Origin of the sequence: Enterobacter hormaechei ATCC 49162, assembly GCF_001875655.1 — a bacterium.
Taxonomy (GTDB): Bacteria; Pseudomonadota; Gammaproteobacteria; order Enterobacterales; family Enterobacteriaceae; genus Enterobacter; species Enterobacter hormaechei.
Genome location: NZ_MKEQ01000001.1, coordinates 3582446 through 3608232, shown reverse-complemented (window position 1 = coordinate 3608232; position 25787 = coordinate 3582446). Strand labels below are relative to the sequence as shown.

The 25787-nt window shown below is 55.4% G+C and carries 24 protein-coding genes, 1 pseudogene and 1 riboswitch; of the genes and pseudogenes, 12 read left to right on the top strand and 13 right to left on the bottom strand.

Annotated features, from left to right (window positions below; genetic code table 11):
• Positions 1–145: 145 nt before the first annotated feature.
• From BH712_RS17850 to BH712_RS17840, 3 genes are read left to right on the top strand one after another with little or no spacing between them, the layout of a single operon-like run.
• Positions 146–1423: a nucleoside permease gene (locus BH712_RS17850; RefSeq protein ID WP_003859236.1), complete on the top strand. Its 1278-nt coding sequence runs from the start codon at positions 146–148 to the stop codon at positions 1421–1423.
• Positions 1420–2424, top strand: a complete 1005-nt coding sequence (locus BH712_RS17845) for an ADP-ribosylglycohydrolase family protein (protein WP_006811262.1) — start codon at positions 1420–1422, stop codon at positions 2422–2424. Before BH712_RS17850 ends, BH712_RS17845 begins: the two co-directional genes overlap by 4 nt.
• The gene (locus BH712_RS17840; protein WP_001272075.1) at positions 2421–3374 is read left to right on the top strand and encodes a PfkB family carbohydrate kinase; all 954 of its coding nucleotides are present in this window, start codon (positions 2421–2423) and stop codon (positions 3372–3374) included. Before BH712_RS17845 ends, BH712_RS17840 begins: the two co-directional genes overlap by 4 nt.
• On the opposite strand, the gene BH712_RS17835 is transcribed toward BH712_RS17840, so the two are convergent.
• Genes BH712_RS17835 through thiM form a run of 3 tightly spaced genes read right to left on the bottom strand, consistent with a single transcriptional unit; the run spans position 3348 to position 5704 of the window.
• Complete coding sequence (locus tag BH712_RS17835; RefSeq protein WP_006811263.1) at positions 3348–4094, bottom strand: GntR family transcriptional regulator; 747 nt, start codon at positions 4092–4094, stop codon at positions 3348–3350. The two genes, BH712_RS17840 and BH712_RS17835, sit on opposite strands and share 27 nt — an antisense overlap.
• 42 nt (positions 4095–4136) lie before the next feature.
• Positions 4137–4937 carry a bifunctional hydroxymethylpyrimidine kinase/phosphomethylpyrimidine kinase gene (gene thiD / locus BH712_RS17830; protein WP_006811264.1) on the bottom strand — a complete coding sequence of 267 codons (801 nt, stop codon included), beginning with the start codon at positions 4935–4937 and terminating at the stop codon, positions 4137–4139.
• Positions 4934–5704, bottom strand: a complete 771-nt coding sequence (gene thiM / locus BH712_RS17825) for a hydroxyethylthiazole kinase (protein ID WP_006811265.1) — start codon at positions 5702–5704, stop codon at positions 4934–4936. The genes thiD and thiM overlap by 4 nt, the downstream gene beginning before the upstream one ends.
• A gap of 35 nt (positions 5705–5739) precedes the next feature.
• A riboswitch (TPP riboswitch) is annotated at positions 5740–5836 on the bottom strand.
• Positions 5837–6387: 551 nt separating this feature from the next.
• Between thiM and BH712_RS17820 the strand changes: the two are divergent.
• From BH712_RS17820 to BH712_RS17805, 4 genes and pseudogenes are all read left to right on the top strand, one after another.
• Positions 6388–6546 (top strand): annotated as a pseudogene (locus BH712_RS17820) (YadA C-terminal domain-containing protein); the annotation flags it as partial.
• Between the two features lie 184 nt (positions 6547–6730).
• On the top strand, positions 6731–7174 hold the full coding sequence (locus BH712_RS17815; RefSeq protein ID WP_006811268.1) for a hypothetical protein: 444 nt from the start codon (positions 6731–6733) through the stop codon (positions 7172–7174).
• 311 nt (positions 7175–7485) lie between these two features.
• Positions 7486–8862: a diaminobutyrate--2-oxoglutarate transaminase gene (locus BH712_RS17810; RefSeq protein ID WP_006811269.1), complete on the top strand. Its 1377-nt coding sequence runs from the start codon at positions 7486–7488 to the stop codon at positions 8860–8862.
• Positions 8863–8880: 18 nt separating this feature from the next.
• On the top strand, positions 8881–10347 hold the full coding sequence (locus tag BH712_RS17805; RefSeq protein WP_006811270.1) for a pyridoxal phosphate-dependent decarboxylase family protein: 1467 nt from the start codon (positions 8881–8883) through the stop codon (positions 10345–10347).
• Between the two features lie 44 nt (positions 10348–10391).
• Here the strand turns inward: BH712_RS17805 and BH712_RS17800 are convergent, their stop codons facing one another.
• From BH712_RS17800 to BH712_RS17790, 3 genes are read right to left on the bottom strand one after another with little or no spacing between them, the layout of a single operon-like run.
• Entirely contained in the window at positions 10392–12590 is a 2199-nt protein-coding gene (locus BH712_RS17800) for a polysaccharide biosynthesis tyrosine autokinase (RefSeq protein ID WP_006811271.1), read from the bottom strand.
• On the bottom strand, positions 12590–13039 hold the full coding sequence (locus tag BH712_RS17795) for an arsenate reductase/protein-tyrosine-phosphatase family protein (RefSeq protein WP_006811272.1): 450 nt from the start codon (positions 13037–13039) through the stop codon (positions 12590–12592). Before BH712_RS17795 ends, BH712_RS17800 begins: the two co-directional genes overlap by 1 nt.
• Complete coding sequence (locus BH712_RS17790) at positions 13039–14178, bottom strand: polysaccharide export protein (protein WP_006811273.1); 1140 nt, start codon at positions 14176–14178, stop codon at positions 13039–13041. The genes BH712_RS17795 and BH712_RS17790 overlap by 1 nt, the downstream gene beginning before the upstream one ends.
• Positions 14179–14658: 480 nt before the next feature.
• Between BH712_RS17790 and BH712_RS17785 the strand changes: the two genes are divergently transcribed.
• The gene (locus tag BH712_RS17785) at positions 14659–14991 is read left to right on the top strand and encodes an RcnB family protein (RefSeq protein WP_032673951.1); all 333 of its coding nucleotides are present in this window, start codon (positions 14659–14661) and stop codon (positions 14989–14991) included.
• Positions 14942–15421, top strand: coding sequence for a GNAT family N-acetyltransferase (locus tag BH712_RS17780; protein ID WP_032673952.1), 480 nt, complete (start codon positions 14942–14944; stop codon positions 15419–15421). Before BH712_RS17785 ends, BH712_RS17780 begins: the two co-directional genes overlap by 50 nt.
• Before the next feature lie 89 nt (positions 15422–15510).
• Here BH712_RS17780 and apbC read toward each other — a convergent pair whose 3' ends face one another.
• Entirely contained in the window at positions 15511–16620 is a 1110-nt protein-coding gene (apbC, locus tag BH712_RS17775) for an iron-sulfur cluster carrier protein ApbC (RefSeq protein ID WP_006811276.1), read from the bottom strand.
• Positions 16621–16785: 165 nt separating this feature from the next.
• Here apbC and metG point away from each other — a divergent pair, with 165 nt between their 5' ends.
• Positions 16786–18819, top strand: coding sequence for a methionine--tRNA ligase (metG, locus tag BH712_RS17770; protein WP_032673953.1), 2034 nt, complete (start codon positions 16786–16788; stop codon positions 18817–18819).
• Between the two features lie 109 nt (positions 18820–18928).
• Here the strand turns inward: metG and BH712_RS17765 are convergent, their stop codons facing one another.
• The 3 genes from BH712_RS17765 to BH712_RS17755 are packed head-to-tail and all read right to left on the bottom strand — an operon-like array spanning position 18929 to position 21844.
• Complete coding sequence (locus BH712_RS17765; protein ID WP_006811278.1) at positions 18929–19399, bottom strand: YehS family protein; 471 nt, start codon at positions 19397–19399, stop codon at positions 18929–18931.
• Between the two features lie 46 nt (positions 19400–19445).
• Positions 19446–20165 (bottom strand): two-component system response regulator BtsR, encoded by a 720-nt coding sequence (gene btsR / locus BH712_RS17760; RefSeq protein WP_006811279.1) that lies wholly within the window; start codon positions 20163–20165, stop codon positions 19446–19448.
• Complete coding sequence (locus BH712_RS17755; protein ID WP_006811280.1) at positions 20159–21844, bottom strand: sensor histidine kinase; 1686 nt, start codon at positions 21842–21844, stop codon at positions 20159–20161. The genes btsR and BH712_RS17755 overlap by 7 nt, the downstream gene beginning before the upstream one ends.
• A 218-nt stretch (positions 21845–22062) precedes the next feature.
• Between BH712_RS17755 and mlrA the strand changes: the two genes are divergently transcribed.
• Both mlrA and BH712_RS24375 read left to right on the top strand, forming a co-directional pair.
• On the top strand, positions 22063–22803 hold the full coding sequence (gene mlrA, locus BH712_RS17750; RefSeq protein WP_032673954.1) for an HTH-type transcriptional regulator MlrA: 741 nt from the start codon (positions 22063–22065) through the stop codon (positions 22801–22803).
• A gap of 69 nt (positions 22804–22872) precedes the next feature.
• Positions 22873–22986: a protein YohO gene (locus BH712_RS24375; protein ID WP_022648678.1), complete on the top strand. Its 114-nt coding sequence runs from the start codon at positions 22873–22875 to the stop codon at positions 22984–22986.
• Here BH712_RS24375 and BH712_RS17745 read toward each other — a convergent pair.
• Genes BH712_RS17745 through BH712_RS17735 form a run of 3 tightly spaced genes read right to left on the bottom strand, consistent with a single transcriptional unit; the run spans position 22961 to position 25782 of the window.
• Positions 22961–23698, bottom strand: a complete 738-nt coding sequence (locus BH712_RS17745; RefSeq protein WP_006811282.1) for an ABC transporter permease — start codon at positions 23696–23698, stop codon at positions 22961–22963. The genes BH712_RS24375 and BH712_RS17745 overlap by 26 nt on opposite strands.
• Complete coding sequence (locus tag BH712_RS17740) at positions 23682–24632, bottom strand: ABC transporter ATP-binding protein (protein WP_006811284.1); 951 nt, start codon at positions 24630–24632, stop codon at positions 23682–23684. Before BH712_RS17740 ends, BH712_RS17745 begins: the two co-directional genes overlap by 17 nt.
• Complete coding sequence (locus BH712_RS17735; RefSeq protein WP_006811285.1) at positions 24625–25782, bottom strand: ABC transporter permease; 1158 nt, start codon at positions 25780–25782, stop codon at positions 24625–24627. Before BH712_RS17735 ends, BH712_RS17740 begins: the two co-directional genes overlap by 8 nt.
• Positions 25783–25787 lie beyond the last annotated feature (5 nt).

Here is a 25787-nt window from a genome sequence, read left to right as displayed (position 1 = left end):
TTTGCAACTTTTTTAAGCACAATCTGCTGGCTCGTTTCGTGTACAACATTTTTGTTACACTGATCAAACAATCGCCTTAAAGGTATTTAAAAGGTATTATCACATGGTATGTTACAAGCGTACCTCTGACATGCAGGATTAAAAAATGAAAACGAAAGTCCAACTGTCATTCATGATGTTCGTTGAATGGTTTATCTGGGGCGCATGGTTTGTGCCACTGTGGCTGTGGTTGAGTAAGAGCGGGTTTACCGCCGGCGAAATCGGCTGGTCGTATGCCTGTACCGCAATAGCCGCGATCCTCTCTCCCATCCTGGTCGGCTCGCTGACGGACCGTTTCTTCGCCGCCCAGAAAGTGCTGGCCGTGCTGATGTTCGCAGGCGCGATTCTGATGTACTTCGCGGCGCAGCAAACCCAGTTCAGCACCTTCTTCCCGCTGCTGCTGGCTTACTCCCTGACCTATATGCCGACCATCGCGCTGACCAATAGTATCGCCTTCGCGAACGTCGATGATGTGGAGGCTGATTTCCCGCGCATCCGCGTGATGGGCACCATCGGCTGGATCGCCTCTGGCCTGGCGTGCGGCTTCCTGCCGCAGATGATGGGCTATAGCGACATCTCTGACACCAATATTCCGCTGCTGATGACCGCTGCCAGCTCCCTTCTGCTTGGCGTCTTCGCGCTGTTCCTGCCGAATACCCCGCCGAAGAGCACCGGCAAGCTGGATTTCAAAGTGATGCTGGGGCTGGATGCGCTGATCCTGCTGCGCGATAAAAACTTCCTGGTGTTCTTCTTCTGCTCGTTCCTGTTTGCCATGCCGCTGGCCTTCTACTACATCTTTGCCAACGGCTATCTCACCGAAGTGGGGATGAAAAACGCCACCGGCTGGATGACCCTCGGCCAGTTCTCTGAAATCTTCTTTATGCTCGCCCTGCCGTTCTTTACCAAACGCTTTGGTATTAAGAAGGTCTTGCTGCTGGGCCTGATCACCGCCGCCATTCGCTACGGCTTCTTTGTTTACGGCGGCGCCGAGCAATACTTCACCTACGCCCTGCTGTTCCTCGGCATTCTGCTGCACGGCGTGAGCTATGACTTCTATTACGTCACCGCGTACATCTACGTGGATAAAAAAGCGCCCGTGCATATGCGCAACGCGGCGCAGGGCTTGATCACGCTGTGCTGTCAGGGCTTTGGTAGCCTGCTGGGTTACCGTCTCGGCGGCGTGATGATGGAAAAAATGTTCGCATATAAAGAGCCGGTGAATGGGCTGACCTTCAACTGGGCCGGAATGTGGACGTTTGGTGCAATCATGATTGTGGTGATTGCCGTGCTGTTTATGCTGTTTTTCCGCGAATCGGATAAAGAGATCACCGCAATTGAGGTGGTTGATGGCGATACCGCGCTGACACGAGGGGAAGTTAAATGAAACAAGACCGTATTCTCGGTGCTCTTTACGGGCAGGCGTTAGGGGATGCGATGGGGATGCCGTCGGAGCTGTGGCCGCGCAAGCGGGTGAAAGCGCACTTCGGCTGGATCGACCGTTTCTTACCCGGCCCGGCTGAGAATAATGCCGCCTGCTACTTTAAACAGGCCGAATTTACGGATGATACGTCGATGGCGCTGTGCCTGGCCGATGCGATTATCGAATGCGACGGGGAGATTAATCCTGACGTTATCGGTAAGCATATTCTGGACTGGGCGCTGGATTTCGACGCGTTCAATAAGAATGTGCTCGGCCCGACCTCCAAAATTGCCCTGAACGCCATCCGTGACGGCAAACCGGTGAGCGAGCTGGAAAACAACGGCGTCACCAACGGGGCGGCGATGCGCGCCTCTCCGCTAGGCTGTCTGCTGCCAGCCACGCGTCTGGCCCACTTTGTGGAACAGGTTGCGTTAGCCTCCAGCCCGACCCATAAATCGGATCTCGCCATCGCCGGTGCGGTGGTGATCGCGTGGGCGGTTTCACGCGCGATCGACGGCGAGCGCTGGCAGAACATCGCTGATGCCCTGCCGGGCATTGCCCGCGCGGCGCAGGAGGCGAACACAACCACCTTCAGCGCATCGCTTTCCGCCCGGATTGAACTGGCCCTGAAAACCGTGCGCGAAGCCAACGGTACGGAATCCGCCAGCGAGCAGGTCTATCAGCTTATTGGCGCGGGAACGAGCACCCTTGAGTCCGTTCCGGCGGCGATTGCGATGGTCGAACTGGCAGGCACCGATCCAAACCGCTGCGCGGTGTTATGCGCCAACCTGGGCGGTGATACTGACACTATCGGCGCGATGGCAACGGCCATTTGCGGTGCGCTGCACGGTGTACAGGCCATTGATCCGGCGCTAAAAAACGAACTTGATGCCGTAAACCGGCTTGATTTCGGCCTCTACTGCGAAAAACTGCTGCACTTCCGGGAGCAAAGGGAGGGGGTATGAGTGCTTTTGCCCGCCGTCTCGAAACCCTTCACGCCACGCGACCCGTAACGGTGCTTGGCGCGGCGGTCATCGACGTGATTGCCGACGCCTACGCCCTGCCCTGGCGCGGATGTGATATCGAGCTGAAGCAACAGGGAGTGAATATTGGCGGCTGCGCGCTGAATATCGCCATCGCCCTGAAGCGGCTCGGCATTGCAGCGCAAAATGCCCTTCCCGTCGGTCACGGGGTGTGGGCCGATATTATCCGTAACGCCATGGCGAAGCAGGATCTGCACAGCGCCGTGGAAGCGGAAACGGGCGATAACGGCTGGTGTCTGGCGCTGGTGGAGCCTGACGGTGAACGGACCTTTATGTCGTTTAGCGGCGTGGAGAACCAGTGGCAGCAGCGCTGGCTGGACGGGTTAAGCATACCGGCCGGGAGCCTGATCTCGTTGTCCGGCTACCAGCTGGCGTCCCCCAGCGGTGAGTTGCTGACGGCCTGGCTGGAAAACCTTCAGGATGTGACGCTCTTTATCGATTTCGGTCCGCGTATCGCAGATATTCCCGACCCGCTAATGGCGCGGATCATGGCCTGTAAACCGATTGTCTCGCTCAATCGTCAGGAGGCGGAACTTGCCGCCGAATGGCTTGGCGTGAACGTGGAACAGCTCGGCACACAGTGGCAGCAACGGTTTGGCGCTGCGCTGATCGTGCGCCATGATAAAGACGGGGCGATCTGGTATGACGGCGATGCTTCCGGACACGTTCCGGCGTTCCCGGCTACCGTGGTCGATACCATCGGCGCGGGTGACAGCCATGCGGGAGGTACCCTTGCCGGGCTGGCCGCGGGATGGTCACTGCCAGAGGCGGTGCAGCTTGGCAATGCCGTAGCCGCCTGGGTAGTCAGCCATCGCGGTGGCGACTGCGCCCCCACGCGCGAGGCCCTACTCCTCGCACACAAAGACGTATAGGTCGCTGCGGCAGTAGCTGATGCTGTACTCAATTGGCCGGTGCTGTTGATCGAGCGCGACTTGCTTGATCACCAGCACCGGTATCTTATCGTCCATCTTTATGTGCGTCTGAAACTCGCTGTCCGGCATCCGGGCGCTGACGCGGGAACGGGTGCGCTGCGGAAAGATATTCTGGCTGCGGAAGTAATCATAAAGCGAGACGCCGATGTCGTCCGGGTTGGGGATTAACCCTACCGGTACCCAGGACTCCTCTATTGATACCGCATCGTCATCCACGTAGCGGATGCGCTTAAGCAGAAAGACATCGCTGTCCGGCGCAAGGGAAAGGTGGCGGGCGATCTCTTCCGGGCACTTCACGACGCGTTTATTGACCCACAGCGTGTTGGGCGTTTTGCCACGCAGCACCACCTGCTGAGAAAACCCGCGCGCCTCTTTTAACGAATATTCAAAGATATTGTTGATTTGCGTACCGTATCCACGCGCGCGGGTGACAACACCGGCCTCTTCCAGCGCCTGCATTGCTTTACGCACCGTAATGCGCGACACACCGGCCAGCTGGCTCAGATCGCGCTCGCCAGGTAAAATATTACCGTGCGCGAGCACGCCGCTGCGTACCGCGTTTTTAACCGTTTCGGCAAATTTCAGATACAACGGCGTGTTGTCCGGTGCGGCAATTCGTTCCTTGAGTTGAGCAATTAACCGGGTATGCGCTTGTTCCATCTCTGTTTTTCTCTGGCATAAGGTTTTATGCCAGTATACGGCTTACCACCATGCATGAAAATGGTGAACCGGCCCAATACCGTGACCCACTTCCAGAGAATCGGCTTTTGCCAGCGCGCCGGAGAGCCAGATCTTCGCCTCCTGTACCGTCTCCGCCCAGCTAGCGTGACGGGGACGCAGCGCCGCTAGCGCCGCCGAGAGCGTGCAGCCCGTGCCGTGGGTGTTTTTGGTTTGTACGCGCGGGGCGGTGAAACGTTGCGCGCCATCGCGGGTGAAAAGCCAGTCCGGGCTTTCGGCATCATCAAGATGACCGCCTTTCATCAGCACCGCGCTGCATCCCATCGCCAGCAGCGCATTGCCCTGCTCTTTCATCTCACGTTCGTTTTGCGCGTGTGGCGCATCCAGCAGCGCGGCGGCTTCAGGCAGGTTTGGCGTGATCAGCGCCACCTGCGGCAGCAGCTTTTTACGCAGCGTGTCAATGGCAGAGGCGGAGAGCAGCGGATCGCCACTTTTGGCCAGCATCACGGTATCGAGCACCACGTTTTTTATCCGGTAATGTTTGAGACGTTCAGCAACCGCTTCAACAATGTCCGCCTCTGCGAGCATGCCGATTTTGGTGGTGTCGATACGTACATCGCTGAATACCGAATCCAGCTGTGCGGCGACAAAATCCGGCTCAATGCGATACACCGACTGTACCCCGCGCGTGTTTTGCGCCACCAGCGCGGTGATAACCGAGCAGCCGTAAGCGCCGAGCGCAGAGAAGGTTTTCAGGTCTGCCTGGATCCCCGCGCCACCGCTGGGATCGGTTCCCGCAATAGTCAGGGCGTTAATGCGTGTCATACCTGCTCCTCCAGCGCGTAAAGCGCATCCAGAAACGCCGGGGCAAAGCTGCCGGGGCCACGACTATGAGACAGCGCAACTGACCCTGCACGTTTCATAAAGCCGCAGGCTGCCGTTGCGTTATCAAGCCTGTCGCCAGGCAGCGAGCAGCAGGCGGCGACAACCGCCGAGAGCGCACAGCCTGTCCCCACCACGCGGGTCATCAGCGGGTCGCCACCCGCGACCCTACGGGTTCGCTGGCCGTCGGTGATGTGATCCACTTCCCCTGTGACGACAACAACGGCGTGTGTCTTGCGGGCCAGCGCCTGCGCAGCGCTCAACGCGCTCGCCGCCGTATCGGTGGAATCAACCCCACGCCCGCCCGCACTCATACCGGCAAGGGCGAGGATTTCGGAGGCGTTTCCACGAATGGCCGCAGGTTTAAGGGATAATAGTTGCTGGCAAAAGCGGGTGCGGAACGCCAGGGCGCCAACCGCGACCGGATCCAGAACCCAGGGCGTGCCCGCGCCTACTGCGCTCTCAATGGCCCGACGCATCGACTGGGCGCGCGGCGCGGTGAGTGTACCCACGTTGATGAGCAGCGCATCGGCAAGTGCGGCAAACTGTTCCGCTTCCTCGGCTTCGATCACCATTGCCGGGGAAGCCCCCAGCGCGAGCAGAACGTTAGCGGTGAAGGTCTGCACGACATCGTTCGTCATACAGTGCGTGAGCGGAGAACGGGTTCGGAATTGATGTAAAACGTGTGAGTCGAGCTGGTCAGGCTGCATGGTTTCGCTCCTGCCGTACGTGAAGAAGCGATGACCGGGTAGGCATCTGACTTCCCTACGCTGGCATTATCCAGATCAGGTAATACGGGTATTTCTCAGCCTTCACAAAGAAGGGCACCCCGAGTCAAATTACTTATAAAACAGCACATTACGAAATAGCAATTCGTAGTCATGTAGTGTAACCGGGGGGTAACATGGGTGCAAGGAGTTTCGGGCTGTCCGTTAACCACCTGTTGTGACCAATAACCTGCAAGATATTACCTACGCACAATATGTATACATTATTGTTCAGTTAATTATCCCGCTAGATTTGTTAATAACTCATGAAAAACATTATTCACTCTCAATGCGAGGAAATTTTATTTTTATCCATAATGACGCACCGGAAGTGCTTTTATAAGACAGCCCACCTTCTTTCGTATGAAATAAACCCACATATTAATGTAAACATTTATTTTGCAGAATTTTATTTCTGTCAAACACTTAATTTAACCCGCTCATTTACTACGTCATTTACACCTTAATGTTTACATTAATAACAACCACAAAATGACTTTTACGCCGTCGGAACTATTCATAATATTTATGACTTAGATCAAAATCATTGGTTTGTGTTTAATTGATAGTTTACTCGCGTTACTAAATAAGATTTAGACAGCGTTTATCCGTTTACGAATCAGCGCCTCATGTTCTCTGCTGGCGGCGCGACTTACAACGGCGAGAGCGCGCTTGCTGTCGGTGCGTCCGTTAACGTTAATTCCCATGTCATTGCGAAAGTGAGCTTCTCAGATGATACCGCGAATAATATGGGCGCTTCGGTTGGGATTGGGATGGGCTTTTAAAGCGTAAAACAATCATCGGACAAATATAAAGTCTCATTTTTGCTGATGAGCATTTCGTTGATACAAAAAGATGTCTAAATATATTTTTATTTCAGCAGCCCTGTATCTGATGCTGATTTCGGTCGGGATCTGGATCGGCGTGATGTACGTCTCCTGGTATTTGTGTCGTTTTTAAGGTGTTAAAATGAAAAAATTAATGATGTTAGTTATTAGTACTGCCGTGCTTGCAGGTTGTGTCTCGCCTGCGCACGCCATAAACGCCCATTATCGCGCTCAATTAGAGCGTTCAGGATGCACGCAAATTAGCGCTGGCGATGGCTCCTGCGATATCAGTAAAACCAAAGCGGAAAACGCGGCACAACACGAACCAGCGGAATCCGTTCACGATCCCCTGCGAGAAGCCTCATTCTCGTCGGATACGGTTAACGCCACCCTTTCAAACGGCTTTTTTAGCGCCACGGTCAACGGCAAAAAAGCCAGCGTTAAACGTCTGAACGCGAATTTCTATGAGATTCAGGGTAACGGTTTTGTGATATCGCTAAGCCTGGATGAAAACGGTATTACGGACGCGTCGTGGAATAAAATGAAGGGGCGCGAACACGGCGTTTTACACGTTTCCCAGAAATAAACAGCGTAAGGAGGCTCTCCGCCTCCTTTTCTCTTGCCAATCGCACGATTTGTCACACACTTTTGTCTGATTTTACAATGCTGACAAATCACACGTAAGCCGCTGTTTTTATTTGCCATAAATTGCAAATTTCCGCTTGAAAACGAGGTTCTACCCTCCCCTGTGCCCTGTGTCACAAAACAGTAAACAAATTAACCATTGAGCCAGGTGACAAAAGGCTCTATATTGGCGGCGTTTTTTTCAGGCCCCATCTGTTTTTTAACTTTTTATTCAATCGTTGCTCATAACGAAGCGGCGGTTGTAGGAGTGATATGATGACGGATAAAGTCCGTATTGACACCGTAGATGCCCACAAAAGCAACGAAACCTATCTGGCCCGTCAGGCCGAGTTTGAATCTAACGTCAGGAGTTATCCGCGCAAACTGCCTTTAGCCATCACGAAAGCAGAAGGCGTGTGGATCACCGATGCAGATAATAAAGAATACCTTGACTGTTTAGCCGGCGCAGGCACCCTCGCGCTTGGACACAATCATCCTGATGTGCTGAAAAGCATCCAAAATGTCATTACCAGCGGCTTGCCGTTACATACCCTGGATCTGACCACGCCTCTGAAAGACGCGTTTTCAGAATACCTCCTTTCTCTGTTGCCTGGTCAGGGCAAAGAGTACTGCCTGCAATTCACTGGCCCGTCCGGGGCTGACGCCGTTGAAGCGGCACTGAAGCTGGCGAAAAAAGTGACCGGTCGTAGCGGTATCATCAGTTTCTCTGGTGGTTATCACGGTATGACCCACGGCGCACTGTCCGTCACCGGTAACCTGTCTCCGAAAGAAGCGGTTGACGGTATGATGCCAGAAGTCCAGTTCATGCCTTACCCACACGAGTACCGCTGCCCGCTGGGTATCGGTGGTGAAGCGGGCGTGAAGGCGCTGACCTACTACTTCGAAAATCTGATTAACGACGTCGAAAGCGGCGTGCGTAAACCTGCCGCGGTGATCCTCGAAGCCGTTCAGGGTGAAGGCGGCGTTAACCCGGCACCTGTTGAGTGGTTGCAGCGCATCCGTAAAGTCACTCAGGAACACGGTATCCTGCTGATCCTCGACGAAGTTCAGGCTGGCTTTGCCCGTACCGGTAAATTCTTCGCCTTCGAACACGCAGGTATTGAGCCAGACATCATCGTGATGTCTAAAGCGGTTGGCGGTGGTCTGCCACTGGCTGTGCTCGGTATCAAGAAGCAGTTCGATGCATGGGCGCCTGGTCACCACACTGGTACCTTCCGTGGTAACCAGCTGGCGATGGCAACCGGCCTGACAACGCTGAAGATCCTGAAAGACCAGAACATTGCAGGCAAAGTGGCTGCACAGGGCGAATGGCTGAAAGGCCAGCTGAAAGAGATGGCGAAACGCTATCCGGTGATCGGCCACGTTCGCGGTCTGGGCATGATGATCGGTATTGAGATCGTTAAGCCACATGAAGCCGCCGACCATATGGGTTGCTTCCCGGGTGATGGCGAGCTGTCCGCACTGATCCAGAAGAAATGTTTCGAAGCGGGCCTGGTTCTGGAGCGTGGTGGCCGTAACGGTATCGTTCTGCGTCTGCTGCCTTCCCTGCTGATCAGCGATGAAGAGCTGAAAATCTTCCTGGATAAATTCGAGCAGGCACTGCTTGCTGCGGGCGTTCGCCCGGCGTAACCGGAGTTGTTGATTACGATGTCTGATTCAAACCCAATTTTGTTCTCCTCTGCGCAGAGCATTGAAGCTTACCAGCAGGCGATTGAGCAAAGCACTCAGGCTGTGATGCAGTGGCTGAAACAGCCTGAGATGTACCAGGGCAAAACGGTCGCGGAACTGCGCGACCGTATTAAGCTGGATTTCAACCCGAAAGGGCTGGGCAACGAAGCGGCGATTGAACGCGCCGTGGAGTTCTTCCTGAAAGACAGTTTGTCCGTTCATCACCCGCAGTGCGTGGCGCACCTGCACTGCCCAAGCCTGGTCGTTAGCCAGGCGGCGGAAGTGCTGATTAACGCCACCAACCAGAGTATGGACTCCTGGGATCAAAGCCCGTCCGCAACCATCATTGAGATCAAGCTGATCGAGTGGCTGCGTACCCGCGTGGGTTATCAGGCTGGCGACGCAGGCGTCTTCACCAGCGGTGGCACCCAGAGTAACCTGATGGGCCTGATGCTGGCGCGCGATGCGTTCTTTGCGCGTCAGGGCCACTCGGTTCAGCAGGACGGTCTGGTGGGCGATCTGCGCAAGATCCGCGTACTGTGCTCGGAAAACGCGCACTTCTCCGTGCAGAAAAACATGGCGCTGATGGGTCTGGGCTACCAGTCCGTGGTGCAGGTGAAAACTGACGAATTCTCCCGCATGGATCTCACCGATCTGGCGGCGAAAATCGAACAGTGCAACGCGAACGGCGAGCAGATTCTGGCGATCGTCGCGACGGCAGGTACTACCGACGCCGGTGCTATCGATCCGCTGCGTGCGATTGCTGAGCTGGCGGCGAAACAGAATATCTGGGTGCACGTTGATGCGGCCTGGGGCGGCGCGCTGCTGATGTCTGAGCAGTATCGTCACTACCTGGACGGCATTGAGCTGGTGGATTCCGTCACCCTGGACTTCCACAAACAGTTCTTCCAGACCATCAGCTGCGGTGCATTCCTGCTGAAAGAAGCGCGTCACTATGAGCTGATGCGCTATCAGGCGGCTTATCTGAACTCTGAGTTCGATGAAGAAGCGGGTGTGCCTAACCTGGTTTCCAAATCTCTGCAAACCACACGCCGTTTCGACGCGCTGAAACTGTGGATGAGCCTGGAAGCGCTGGGTCAGGAGCAATACGCGGCCATTATCGATCACGGCGTGACGCTGGCGCAGCAGGTTGCGGCTTATGTGAAAGAGCAGTCTGCGCTGGAGCTGGTGATGCAGCCTCAGCTGGCAAGCGTGCTGTTCCGCTTCCGTCCGCAGGCGCAGATGGATGACGCCGGTATCGCCCTGCTGAACCAGAAAATTGGTGACGCACTGCTGGAGTCTGGTCGTGCAAACGTAGGTGTAACCGAGCATAACGGTATCACCTGCCTGAAGCTGACCCTGCTGAACCCAACCGTGACGCTGGAGGACGTTAAAGTCCTGCTGTCTCTGGTTGAGCGTACTGCACAGGAAGTTCTGGCGAAGTAACGCTTTCCCCTCTCCCGACCGGGAGAGGGGGTATTTTCCCCGTTTTACCGCCCTTCTCTCTGATTCTTCGAAGCATAATCATATTCATAGTGACTACACCCCGAGCTATAAAAGAGCGCTCTGGACTTAACAATATCATTGAGAATGGTACCGCTAATCTTCACGCCAACGTGCTGTAGACGTTTAAAGGTATTCTCCATCTCTTTGACGCTGGTTTTGTCGTAACGGGCAACCATTAGCGTTGTTCCGGCTGTTCGGGCAACCAGTGCCGCATCGGTAACGGCGAGTACTGGCGGGGTATCGATAATGATGATGTCGTACTGCTCATTTACCCATGACATAGTGGAAAGGAATTGTTCGCTTAACAGCAATTCCAACGGACGCAGCGGTGTCGGCCCGCAGGTGATGACGTCGATGTCCCCTTTTTCAGCGTGCTGAATCACCTCCGCACAGTCGCGTTTGCCTTCGAGTACGCTCGACAGTCCATAGCGATTATCCAGACCAAAAATGTTGTGAACATAGCCCTGGCGCATATCGGCATCAATAAACAGCACACGCTGGCCACTCTGTCCGGCTATCGCCGCCAGGTTCGTCCCTACCAGGGTTTTCCCGCAGTCCTGCGTCGGGCCAGAAATCATGACAATACGATTCTCAGCCTCCATCATGGTGAAATGCAGGCTGGTACGTAACCCGCGCACCGCTTCAACAAACATATCCGCAGGCCGATCGACAGGCAGGAAAGGTACATCCGTGGTTTTGTGTTTCCACTGACGAGAAAACGGTAATTTTCTGTGCAGATGCGTTTTCTTCCACAACCACTGTGAACGCGGCAACGTAGCCAGAACTGGCGTTCCCGGCATTTCCAGCTGTTCGGAAAGGGTGATCCCACGTTTAAATGCCTGACGTACCAGCACACCGCCCACAGAAACCACCAGCCCGAACAACGTGCCAAGAATAATAATTAACGCTTTTCGCGGCTTTATTGGTTCCGGGTGCGTGACGGCCGTATCAATGATCCGCACGTTTCCGATGGCGCTGGAACGGGAAATATTCAGTTCCTGCTGACGCGTCAACAACTGCAAGTAAATCGTGCGGCCCGATTCAACATCGCGGCTCAGGCGTAAAATCTCCTGCTGCGTGGAGGGCATGGCTGACACGCGGTTATTTAGACGATCGCGTTCCCGCTCAAGCGTTTGTCTTTTTTCAGCTAATGCACGATAGGTCGGGTGACTCCTTTTAAACAGCTGGGAAATCTCCGCCTCACGGAACGTCAGCTCGTTAAGCTGGTTCTCAACATTAACAACCTGGTCGAGAACGGACTTTGCCTCCAGCGACAGATCGACGGAGTCGCGCTGTGCCCGGTAGGCATTGAGCCGCGCTTCAGCCTGATCGAGTTCGTTTCTGATTTTCGGCAGCTGTTCCTGTAAAAACGCCAGGCTACGGGAATCCTGAGCCTCCTGACGCGCAATATTTTGTTCAAGGAAATTGTCAGCAATCGCATTCAACACGCGGGCGATTTTATCGGGATCTTCGCCTGTCAGGGTCAGCGCCACGATACCGCTCTGCTTCGCCGACTCCGCAACCGTAAGATTTTTCTTCAGCGCGTTGATCGTTTCCAGCCGCGTCAACGCCCTGAGAGAGAATTGCGTACCAGGCTCCGCCGCAATCGAGCCCACCAGCAGAGAGACGCCTTGCTTATCAAGCCGCTTCCCTACCGCCCCCTCCGCCTCGAAGTTTTCGCCTGACAGATGGAACTTGCCCTCTTCTTTAACAGTCAGCGTAAGTTCTTGCGGTTTGCCCTCCAGCAGTGGGATCTGGAGTTCACCTAACGTTATTTTGCCCAATCCACGCCCCTGCAAACGTTGCCAGAGACGTCCCACCACAGGGAACACGCGCGGCGTTGCCTGATACGACAGATCTAATTTATCGACGGTTTCGCCGAGTATCATGCGTGATTTGAGCAGCAATAGTTCAGGGGCAACATCTGGCGAAACGTCAGAACTCAACTGGGACAGGCCTTTGAGCAGGCTGTTATCCTGTTTATTTTCGATTTGCACCATCGCATCCGCCTGGTACACAGGGGGCGTAACCCAGGCATACATGCCCGCACACAGGGTGAACAGGAACGTCACGCACAAAATTATCGTGCGATGGTCGATCATTTCACCGAGCAAACGAACAAGATCGATTTCACTTTGCTGGGGTGCCGCTGCACCATAATTGTCTGTAGTGTAAGACGACATTAATGCTTCATTCCTTTCTGACCCAAACGACGTGCCCACTCCTGGCTGGCTTTACCCAATAGCCCGAACACATATTCAAACGCTTCCCGACTTTTACGGTAGGGATCGGGGATATCCTGCGGCTCCAGCCACTGCCCAAACAGCAGCGATTTCCCTCTGATCTCCGGTGCCATGGCGGAAATAAAGCGAAGATGCTCCGGCTCCATAACCAAAATAAGATCGGATTCCTGCATCAGCCCTCGCGTCAACTTGCGCGCCACATGGCCGTCGAGGGAGATCCCATGCCGCCAGGCCACTTCCTGGGCATAGTCATCCGCCGGCCGTCCCTCAAGACCAAATATCCCCGCCGAGGTGATATGTCTGTCGGGTAAGTACTGACGTAAAAGCCGCTCTCCAATGGGAGAACGGCAGACGTTGCCGGTGCAAACCACCAAAATGGTATTGAACATTATTGCGGCCACGATCTGATGTAACGAACCGTTTCGGTGATGTCATGCACACCGCTTATCGTAGGGACAAGTTGCGTAATCACACGATTCCAGCGGGACAACGGCGCAGTTGTGACATACACAATGTCATAAGGCTCAAGCTGGAACTCGGTGCCTAACACCATTGCGGATGCATCTTTGGCATTGAGCTGGTAGATGTTGGCGATTTTGCCCGCCCGATCTTTTTTCGCTACCGAACGAATGACAAAAATACCGGTGGCATCCGCCATGTCCTGGTTCAGCCCGCCTGCATTACCCAACGCTTCGGCGAGGGTCATGCCGCTGCGATCCATTTTCAACGTACTCTGCTTAACGACTTCGCCCATGACGAACACCTTCAGCGCATCGTTACGTGGTACAAAAAGAATGTCGCCTGGATGAAGCAGCTTGTTTTGGGTGAGATCGCCATGCTGCATCAGCGCATACAGTGAAAGGCGTGAATCCTTACCGTTATGCGTGAGCACGACGTTGCGCCAGTCCGCGTCAGCGGAGAGGCCTCCCGCGGCGTTCACGGCATCCATTACCGTTAAGGGAATATTGGTGATAGCCTGCTGCCCCGACTTGACCACCTCGCCAGTGATATAGGCTTTTTGCGAGCGGAAAGCGGCGACACTGACGTCCACCTGCGGGCTTTCAATGACGTCGTTCAACCGGGCCGTGATCTCCTCGCGCACCTGTGAGACCGTTTTACCTGCCACATGCAGTTTTCCGATGTACGGATAGAAAAGCGTGCCATCGGCATTCACCCAGTTACCGGTGTCACTTGCGCTACGATACTGCCCCGCCGGGGTTGTCAGCTCTGGGTGGTCCCAGACGGTAACGGTTAAAATATCACCCGTGCCGATACGGTATTCCCAGTTTTTAACCTGCTCATCCAGATTAGGATTTGCCTGAGAATTTAAGACCTGAGGCCGCAATTTTTCTATTAACGCGGGGGTCAGAGGATAAACCTCTACGCGTTTCTCAAGATCGTAATTTGCATCTTCTGCGGTGATAACCTGTTTTCCCTCGACATTCAGGTTCTGCCCCGGGCTAAAGACGCAGCCGGATAACGGGAAAATACTTAATAATAATAGCGAGAATGCTGTTGTGTTTTTCATTTATTAAAAATATCTTTTATAGTAGTGGTTATCATAAGTACGATTGAAATTTAATTCTCTTTAAGAACAATAACCTGTTATTCCATAACTTAACGAACGAAGAAAAGAAATCATATAAAACAGCCCGCCACGCCATCATCCGTTACGAGAGATCATCAACTTATGACTCTGGAATGTGGAAGCTTAGTTTAGTGCAATCTTAAATGTTTCATTTATCGAATGCATGCGTTGATCTTTGGAAATTTGCGCTGAAAATGTCTTTTCAGAATTAATTAATAAATCGATAAATATTTTTACTATATAAGCAAAACCCTATTCATCGCCCAAATATTTAATCATCACGTTGACTACACAAATCCGTTCACTTTTGTTACATTTTTTTTCAAACTCACCTTGTTTAGATACTTAAAATGAACTGCCTGCCATCCTTATGCGGATCGGCGCACAAAAAGTATCAGTAACGATATGACTGGAGAAAAAATGGCTAAGCGTAAACTGTTGCTTCTGGGTGTATTACTGTCACTGGCGGGGGCTGCACACGCTGCACCGCAAGCATCGACTGCGCCTTCTGGCATCAAAGCCTATGAAGAACAAGAGTTCATTGCCGATTTTACAAAGTTCAAAATTGGCGATACCGCGCCCGCGCAGTATCAGACGCCCGAGTACACCATCAAACAGTACCAGTTGCGTAACCTTCCTGCGCCTGATGCCGGTACCCACTGGACCTACATGGGTGAAAATTATGTTCTGATTGGCGATGCCGATGGCAAAATCTACAAAGCCTATAACGGAGATATTTTCTATCACCGCTGATACGATCCTCATCCGTCCGTGGCAGGAGAGCGATCGCCCTTTCCTGCGCACGCTCTTTCTCCACGCCCGGCGTGAAGCCTGGCCGTGGCTGGACAGTTCTGTGTGGCAGCTTGAAGATTTTGACGCGGCAACCCTGGACGAAGAGATTTGGGTGGCGGAGCAGGATGGGCACCGACTTGGCTTTGCCTCAGTCTGGACGAACGATAATTTTCTGCACAACCTGTTTGTCGACCCGCAGTATCAGAGCCTGGGAGTGGGTCATTTGTTACTGGAACAGGTTCAGAAGACGTTTACCAGTACAGGCGCGCTGAAGTGTCTGGTGAAGAATGAACGGGCTATTGCGTTTTACCAGCGACACGGCTGGCACATTGAGGCGACGGGGGATTCTCCGGAGGGAGAGTACTATCTGATGCACTATCGGCTTGGGTAAAGTCAGGTGGCGCTACGCTTGCCTGACCTACAAAATCGAGCCAGGCCGGGTAAGGCGAAGCCGCCACCCGGCACTAACGCGCAGAGGCGTTACACCGCGCGGAAGGCGATCTCGCTTGGGATCACCTCACCCTGCCAGTACAGTTGCGCCGCAACGCGCCCCGCCAGCTGACGATAGATTTCCGCGAATTCACTTTCCGGACGGCTGACCACCGTCGGTTTCCCGCTATCCAGATCTTCACGCAGTGTGATATGCAGCGGCAGTTGCCCCAGAAGCTGCGTGTGGTATTGCGCCGCCAGCTTTTCGGCACCGCCAGTACCAAAGATAGGCTCATGGTGCCCACAGTTGCTGCAAATATGCATGCTCATGTTCTCGACGATACCCAGCACGGGCACCTCCACTTTCTCGAACATGACAATGCCTTTTTTGGCGTCGATCAGCGCGATATCCTGCGGCGTGGTCACCACAACGGCGCCCGTAACCGGAATGTTCTGCGCCAGCGTCAGCTGAATGTCACCGGTACCCGGCGGCATGTCCAGCACCAGATAGTCGAGGTCAGGCCACATTGTCTCCTGCAACATTTGCAGCAGCGCTTTGCTGGCCATTGGGCCACGCCAGACCATCGCGTTATCGTCCGTCACCAGGTATCCAATGGAGTTGGTCGCCAGACCGTGCGCCATAATCGGCGCCATATGGGTGCCGTCCGGCGACGTTGGACGTTGGTTTTCTGCCCCCAGCATGTTTGGAATGGACGGGCCGTAGATATCCGCATCCAGAATGCCGACTTTCGCCCCTTCTGCCGCCAGCGCAAGCGCCAGGTTAACGGCGGTAGACGATTTACCCACTCCGCCCTTGCCAGAGCTGACGGCGATGATGTTCTTCACGCCGTTAACGCCCGGCTGATTTTTCACGCGTTTGAGCGTGGCGATGCTGTGGCTCAGCTTCCAGTCAATCGCTTTTGCGCCGGTAATGCGCAGCAGCTCCGAGCTGGTTTGCTCTTTCAGGGCATCAAAGGCGCTGGTCCAGACGAACGGCATCTGTAGCTCGATGTGCAGCGTATCGTCCAGCCATGCGACGTGATGAAGCGCTTTCAGCGTCGTGAGATTGTGCTTCAGGGTTGGGTGCTGAAAATTAGCCAGCGTCCCGGCGACCATTGCTCGTAAGGCTTCCGGTGATTTGGCCTGGGATTGAGAACTCATCCCGACTCCTTTGTAGTGGTTCTGAAAAAGACGTGTAATCACCAAGTTTACCCCAGAGGTAACAATTAATCATTTATGGATTAATGCCCTTATCACTTGGCGTAGTTATTACCTTTCGGGTAACATCGAAAACCCTTTTCACAGTTAAAAGAAGTAATGCCTACTATGACTCAAGTCGCGAAAAAAATTCTGGTAACGTGCGCCCTGCCGTACGCCAACGGCTCAATCCACCTCGGCCACATGCTGGAGCATATCCAGGCTGATGTCTGGGTCCGTTACCAGCGAATGCGCGGCCACGAGGTGAACTTCATCTGTGCGGACGATGCCCACGGCACGCCGATCATGCTGAAAGCACAGCAGCTGGGGATATCCCCGGAACAGATGATCGCCGAAATGAGTCAGGAGCATCAGACCGATTTTGCTGGCTTTGACATCAGCTATGACAACTATCACTCCACGCACAGCGACGAAAACCGCGAGCTGTCGGAGCTGATCTACACCCGTCTAAAAGAGAACGGTTTCATTAAAAACCGCACCATCTCTCAGCTGTACGATCCGGAAAAAGGCATGTTCCTGCCGGACCGTTTCGTTAAAGGCACCTGTCCGAAATGTAAATCCCCGGACCAGTACGGCGATAACTGCGAAGTGTGCGGCGCGACCTACAGCCCGACCGAGCTTATCGAACCGAAATCCGTGGTTTCCGGCGCGACGCCGGTAATGCGTGACTCCGAGCACTTCTTCTTCGACCTGCCGTCGTTCAGCGAAATGCTGAAGGCGTGGACCCGCAGCGGTGCGTTGCAGGAGCAGGTGGCGAACAAAATGCAGGAGTGGTTCGAATCCGGTCTGCAACAGTGGGATATCTCCCGCGATGCGCCCTACTTTGGCTTCGAAATCCCGAACGCGCCGGGCAAATATTTCTACGTCTGGCTGGATGCGCCGATTGGCTACATGGGGTCGTTCAAGAATCTGTGTGACAAGCGCGGCGACACCGTAAGCTTCGACGAATACTGGAAGAAAGATTCCGATGCCGAGCTGTACCACTTCATCGGTAAAGACATCGTTTACTTCCACAGCCTGTTCTGGCCAGCGATGCTGGAAGGCAGCAACTTCCGCAAGCCAACCAACCTGTTCGTACATGGCTACGTAACGGTGAACGGCGCGAAGATGTCAAAATCTCGCGGAACGTTTATTAAGGCCAGCACCTGGCTGAACCACTTTGATGCGGACAGCCTGCGCTACTACTACACCGCGAAGCTCTCTTCCCGCATCGACGATATCGACCTGAACCTGGAAGATTTCGTGCAGCGCGTGAACGCGGACATCGTCAACAAGGTGGTGAACCTGGCGTCCCGTAACGCAGGTTTTATCGCCAAACGCTTTGACGGCGTACTCTCTGCCGAACTGGCCGATCCTGAGCTGTACAAAACCTTCACCGATGCCGCCGCTGCGGTTGGCGAAGCCTGGGAAAGCCGTGAATTTGGTAAAGCCATTCGCGAAATCATGGCGCTGGCAGACGTGGCCAACCGCTATGTGGACGAGCAGGCACCGTGGGTGGTCGCGAAACAGGAAGGCCGTGACGCCGACTTGCAGGCGATCTGCACCATGGGTCTGAACATGTTCCGCGTACTGATGACCTGGCTGAAGCCGGTTCTGCCGCAGCTGTCAGCCCGCGCGGAAGCGTTCCTGAACACCGAACTGACCTGGGACGCCATCCATCAGCCGCTGCTCAGCCACAAGGTGAACACCTTCAAGGCGCTGTATAACCGCATCGAAATGAAGCAGGTTGAAGCCCTGGTCGAAGCCTCTAAAGAAGAAGTGAAGGCAGCTGCCGCTCCGGTGACCGGCCCGCTGGCTGACGATCCGATTCAGGAAACCATCACCTTTGATGATTTCGCTAAAGTCGACCTGCGCGTGGCGCTGATTGAAAACGCGGAGTTCGTAGACGGTTCTGACAAGCTGCTGCGTCTGACCCTGGATCTGGGCGGCGAGAAGCGTAACGTCTTCTCCGGCATTCGTTCCGCGTATCCTGACCCGCAGGTGCTGATTGGTCGTCAGACCGTGATGGTGGCAAACCTGGCGCCGCGCAAAATGCGCTTCGGCATCTCCGAGGGGATGGTGATGGCCGCAGGCCCTGGCGGGAAGGATATCTTCCTGTTAAGCCCTGACGAAGGCGCGAAGCCAGGACAGCAGGTGAAATAATAAAAAAGCCGGATGAAAATCCGGCTTTTTTTTGCCCGGCGGCGCTACGCTTGCACGGGCCTACGGGTTTTGTAGGCCGGATAAGGCGAAGCCGCCACCAGGCTAAAAATCACCCCTTCGTGTTATGCACCCGGTGAGTCAGCCCGCGCAGGAAATTACGCAGGAACTGGTCGCCGCACTCACGGTAATTTTTGTGGTCCGGCGCGCGCATCATGGCGGTCACTTCCGGCACGGACACGCGGTATTTTTGCTCAGTCATGATCGCCACAATATCGTCCGTTTTCAGCGAGAACGCGATACGCAGCTTTTTCAGCACCGTGTTATTGTTCACCCGACGCTCCAGCGCCAGCTCAGGCGCAGATTCATCTTTGCCACGCTTATCGTAGATCAGACCGTTCAGAAAGCCCGACAGAATGATGTCCGGGCAGCGAACGAAACCCTCTTCATCTTCTTTGGTCATCCAGGTGTCGAAACCGGCGGACGTGGATTCCATGTCGGAGAGCGCAAGAATGCGCACCATGTCATTATTGTTCGCTTTCAGGGTGTAGCGCAGGCTACGAAGAATGTCGTTACTTAGCATAGAGCCTTCGAATGTCGATGATGCAATGGCGCGCAGTGTACCAGTTTTACAGGCCAATCGCCTCTTTCAAACTTTTCAGGTAGCGACGGCTGACGGGCACGGTCTGCCCGGCACGTAACACCAGCTCGGCCTGGCCGTTATCTTCCAGGCGGATCTCCTTCAGGTGCGCCATGTTCACCAGATACTGACGATGGCAGCGGATCAGCGGCGTGCGGCTCTCCAGCGTGCGCAGGGTCAGCTCGGTAAAGCCTTCGTTGCCTTCAGCGCTGGTGACATACACCCCGCTCAGACGGCTGCTGACAAAGGCGACGTCGTCCATTTGCAGGAGGTAAATCCGGCTGTGTCCGGTACACGGGATAAATTTCAGCGGCTGCTGATGTTCCGGCAGGAGCGTCACGTCCTGCACGGAACGCTCCTGACGCAGACGGGTCAGGGTCTTTTCAAGACGCTTCTCTTCAATCGGCTTCAGCAGATAATCAAACGCGTGCTCTTCAAAGGCCTTTACCGCGTACTCATCAAAGGCCGTCAGAAAAACGATATAGGGACGGTGCTCCGGGTCAAGCATGCCGACCATCTCCAGCCCGCTGATGCGCGGCATCTGGATATCAAGGAACAGCACGTCCGGGCGCAGTTTATGCACCGCACCGATGCCTTCAATCGCATTGGCGCATTCGCCCACGACCTCGATATCACTCTGCTCCTGCAACAGGACACGCAGGTTTTCCCGTGCTAACGGCTCATCATCAACAATCAGCACTCTTAACATGCGTTCTCCTCCAACGGCAATCGTAAGGTAATTCGGGTATAGCGGTCTGGCTCACAGGCGACGGTGATACCGCAGTCGTCACCAAAATGCGCGCGCAGGCGTTTATCCACCAGGCTCATGCCCAGGCCGCCTGACGCGGAAACGTCATACAGCCCGGCGTTATCTTCAATATCCAGCACCAAATGGTGGTTAAAACGGGAAGCGGAAATCATAATCTCCCCCGTGCCCAGCAGCTGCGACGTCCCATGCTTAATGGCGTTCTCCACAATCGGTTGCAGGGTAAAGGCCGGAAGATGCTGATACGCCAGCTCATCCGGGACGGATAACGACACCTGTAAACGTGACTGGAAACGCGCTTTTTCAATTTGCAGATAGGCGTTTACATGTTCAATCTCATCCGCGAGGGTGACAATTTCCGAAGGCCGCTTCAGATTTTTGCGGAAAAATGTCGACAGAAATTGCACCAGCTGCGCGGCCTGATCGCTGTCACGGCGGATCACCGCCTTCAGCGTGTTGAGCGCGTTAAACAGGAAATGCGGATTCACCTGAGCGTGCAGGAGCTTAATTTCTGACTGCGTCAGCAGCGCTTTTTGCCGTTCATACTGCCCTGCAAGGATTTGCGCCGAAAGCAGCTGGGCGATCCCCTCCCCCAGCGTGCGGTTGATGGAGCTGAACAGGCGGTTTTTGGCTTCGTAAAGCTTAATAGTGCCCATCACGCGCTGGTTTTCGCCCCGCAGAGGAATGACCAGCGTAGAGCCGAGTTTGCATTGCGGATGCAGGGAACAGCGGTACGGGACTTCATTTCCGTCGGCATACACCACTTCACCCGTTTCAATGGCACGCAGGGTGTAGGCTGAGGAGATCGGTTTTCCCGGCAGATGGTGGTCGTCCCCGGTACCGGTAAACGCCAGCAGCTTTTCACGATCGGTAATCGCCACGGCCCCGATATCCAGCTCTTTATAAAGCACCTGCGCCACCTTCATACTGTTCTCTTCGTTGAACCCCTGACGCAGGATCCCCTCCGTCGACGCCGCAACTTTTAAAGCAGTGGCAGAAAATGCCGAGGTGTATTTTTCGAACATGGCGCGTTTGTCGAGCAGAATGCGCATAAACAGCGCCGCGCCTACGGTATTGGTGACCATCATCGGCGCCGCAATGCTGCTGACCAGGTGTAACGCATCGTCAAACGGGCGCGCAATCAGCAGGATGATCGCCATCTGCGCCATTTCCGCCACGAAGGTGATCGCCCCGGCGGTAAGGGGACTGAACACTTTATCCGGGCGACCGCGCTTAATCATATAGCTGTGGACGAGACCACCGAGCAGCCCTTCGACGATGGTGGAGATCATGCAGCTTAGCGCCGTCATACCGCCCATCGAATAGCGATGCAGGCCGCCGGTTAACCCCACCAGACCGCCCACGACCGGGCCGCCAAGCAGCCCGCCCATTACCGCGCCGATGGCACGCGTATTGGCGATGGAATCTTCGATATGGAGACCAAACCAGGTCCCCATAATGCAGAATATGGAAAATACGACGTAGCAGAGGAATTTGTGCGGCAGACGGACGGTGACCTGCATCAGCGGAATAAACAGGCGCGTTTTGCTCATCAACCAGGCGATGACAAGGAACACGCACATCTGCTGAAGCAACAGCAGCACCAGATTAAACTCGTACATACTCACAAACCGCACATTCTAAAAACGCGTAACATACACTGATGGCGGTTAACTTTCTTTGAAACATGCCAAAAAAGCGATAAATCGTGTCCGCCATCACACCTTTTGCCGGAGATAACCCATCTTTCGCATAATCTGTACAAAAAAGAATCAAATCTTCCTGGTTCCGCAAAGTGGGTCTACAGTTAAGCTGGGGACGCGCAAGCCTGGGGGCGAAAATGGCGCTTTACACGATAGGTGAAGTGGCACTCCTGTGTGATATCAATCCCGTTACGCTACGGGCGTGGCAGCGACGGTATGGATTGCTTAAGCCGCAAAGAACGGACGGCGGGCACCGCCTGTTTAACGATGCGGATATTGACCGGATCCGCGAGATCAAAAGCTGGATCGACAACGGCGTACAGGTTGGCAAGGTGAAATCGCTTCTGAGCCAGGACGATCCTGATACGCAGCATCTCTGGCGCGAGCAGCAGGAAACGCTGCTGAGGCTGTTGCAGAGCGGTAATGTGCAGCGTCTGCGCGGCTGGATCAAAGAACAGGGTCGCGACTACCCCGCACAAACCCTGATCACCCATCTTTTTATTCCCTTACGGCGACGGCTCCAGTGTCAGCAAACCACCTTACAGGCGCTGCTCAGCATGCTTGACGGCGTGCTGATTAACTATATTTCCGTCTGTCTTGCTTCAGCGCGGAATAAAAACAGTAAAGATGCGCTGGTGATCGGCTGGAACGTGCACGATACCACCCGGCTGTGGCTCGAAGCCTGGATTGCCACCCAGCAGGGCTGGCGCGTTGACGTGCTTGCCCACTCGCTGGCCCAGCTCAGACCGGAACTCTTTGAGGGGCAGACGCTGCTGGTCTGGTGCGGCGAAGTCCCCTCCGCTTCCCAGCAGCAGCGCCTGATGGAGTGGCGCGAACATGGTTATCCCGTTTACTCGCTGGGGCCAAATGCGTCGTAACGGCATTTAATGGTTCATTAACAGCTGCGCTTCACCGTATAATTGTTCCGTTAACAACAGGAGCACATGATGAAGGCAACGAAACTGGCCGTAATTACCCTTTTTGCACTGATGGCCGTCAGCGGTATCGGTGGCGTTATGCTTGCAGGTTATTCATTTATTGTTCGCGGCGGTGTTGGCTGAGGTATCCAGCCAGGCGTTCAAACAGGCGATCCACCACAATCGCCGCCAGCGCAACCAGAACCGCCCCCTGAATAATATAAGCCGTATTAAACCCGCTTAATCCGATAATGATCGGCGTCCCCAGCGTATTCGCGCCGACCGTCGAGGCGATGGTTGCCGTACCAATGTTGATAATCACGGACGTCCGCACGCCAGCGATAATCACCGGGGCGGCCAGCGGCAGTTCGACCTTCACCAGCCGCTGCCAGGCGCTCATTCCCATTCCTTCCGCTACGCTCAGCACCGATGCAGGCACCGCCGCTATGCCCGCCAGCGTCCCTTGCAGAATGGGCAACACGCCGTACAAAATCAGCGCAATGATGGCAGGCTCCTGCCCAAAACCGATCGCCGGTACGGCAATCGCCAGCACGGCTACCGGCGGGAAAGTCTGCCCCGTTGCGGCGATGGTCTCCACCAGCGGGCGAAACTCCCTGCCCGCAGGCCGCGTCACCGCAATACCGGCGCCAACGCCCAGCACAATGGCAATCACGCTTGATACCGCCACCAGCCAGAAGTGCGCCAGGGTGAGATTAACAAAGCTCTCCTGCTGGTACACCGGGCGCGGTAGCCCGGGAATGAGCGCATTAAATAGCGCCGCGCTGTGTGGCATCAGGTAGAGTAAGGCGATGAACAGTCCTGTCAGCCAAAGTAACGGATCACGTACCCACTTCACTCGTCACCTCCCCCGCCAGCAAATCGCGAAAATGGATCGTCCCGCATGGCGTCCCCTGCCCGTCCGCAACGGGTAATACCTCGCACTGCCGGGCAACAAACGCCGACAGGGCATCGCGCAGGCTCATCGCATCATGCAGCGGTTCACCACCGATTTGTGCCTCCTGCGGACGCATATAGTCTCTGACGGTGCGCAGCGAGAGCAGCCTGACGCCCAGCTCGCTGCGGCCAAAAAACTCACGCACAAAATCGTTTGCTGGCGCCGTTAACAGCTCAAGCGGCGTCCCCTGCTGGACGACTTCGCCGTGATCCATCAGCACCAGCCGATCGGCCAGCCGTAGCGCCTCGTCGATATCATGCGTCACCAGCACGATGGTGCGGCCAAGAATACGGTGGATGCGGCTCATCTCGGCCTGAAGTGCGCCACGGGTGACCGGATCCAGCGCGCCGAAGGGTTCATCCATCAGCAACACCTGCGGGTTGGCGGCCAGCGCACGCGCCACCCCGACCCGCTGCTGCTGCCCGCCGGAAAGCTGGTGCGGATAGCGGTCGCGAAGCGAGGCGTCCAGGCCCAGCAGCGCCATTAGCTCGTCGACACGCTCGTTGATCTTCGCCCGGGACCATTTTTCCAGCTGTAGCACGGTGGCAATGTTCTGCGCCACCGTCCAGTGGGGAAACAGGCCGATGGACTGAATGGCGTAGCCCATACGCCGCCGCAGCTCCAGCACCGGCAGGCTGCGGATCTCTTCTCCGGCAAAGCGAATTGTTCCGCTGTCGTGTTCCACCAGCCGGTTGATCATCTTCAGCGTCGTGGATTTTCCCGACCCCGACGTTCCGATCAATACCGAGAACGCCCCCTCGGCAAAATGCAGATTGAGGTGGCTTGCCGCCGGACGGCCCGCAAAGGTTTTACTTACATCATGAAATTCAATCATTGGCTCTTCTCCTGAGCAGCGCGAGCCACAGGGCAAACAGGGCATCCAGTACGACCGCCAGCGCAATCGTGGGCACGACGCCCAGCAACACCAGATCCAGCGCGCTGCTGAGCAGGCCCTGGAACACCAGTGCCCCAAAGCCACCCGCACCGATCAGCGCGGCAATCACCGCCATTCCCACGGTCTGCACCGTCACCACCCGCAGGCTGCGAACCAGCAGCGGCAGCGCAAGCGGTAGCTGTATTTTCCAGAAACACTGGCGCGCACTCATTCCCATCGCATGGGCGCTTTCCAGCACGTCAGGCGCAACCTGGCTTAACCCCGCCACCACGCCGCGCACCAGCGGCAGCAGCGCATACAGCACAAGGGCGATAAGGGCAGGCGTCAGCCCGGTTCCGGCAATCCCTGCCGCAGCCAGCGCGGGGAAGGATTTCACCAGACCGGCGAGGGGAGCAATCAGCAGGCCAAACAGGGCGACGGAGGGGATAGTCTGAATAACGTTGAGTACGGTAAAAACGGCCCCCTGGCGGCTGGGATGCCGGTAGCACCACATCCCCAGCGGGACACCCAGCAGCAGCGCCGGGATCAACGTTCCGAACAGGATCGTCAGATGTTGCGCCAGCGCGTTGTCAAACACCTCCTGGCGGTTGACGTACTCTTTTAGCAGCGAGAGATGATTCAGATCGCCGCTGAAAAGGATCAGCAGCGGGATAACCCAGAATTGCGCATTCAGCAGCCAGCGCCAGACGGGCATCGGCGTCAGACGGCGAATGGCATCGCTACAGACCAGCAGGCAGAGTGCCAGCCACAGCCACAGGCCGCTGCCAATTGACGTGCGCGCAAGCGGGCTTTCAACCGAGGCCATCTGCGTTGCCGCCTGCCCTGCGCTCCAGAACAGTACGATAAACAGCGCTTCGCTGAGCAGAAGCGTCAGCCACTGTGCTGCACGCCCTGGCCAGAATGCCAGGACAACGGCACTCGCCAGCGCCGCGCCCAGCAGCAGCGGCGTAAATGACCAGATCTGCCAGAGCGCGCGCGGTTCGCCCGATACCAGACGGTTTGGCGCGACATTTACAAAGGGTAACGCGACCGCCGCGATGGCCACACAGGCCAACAGCAGCAGGACGCGGTTATGACATTTTATTGGCACAGCCT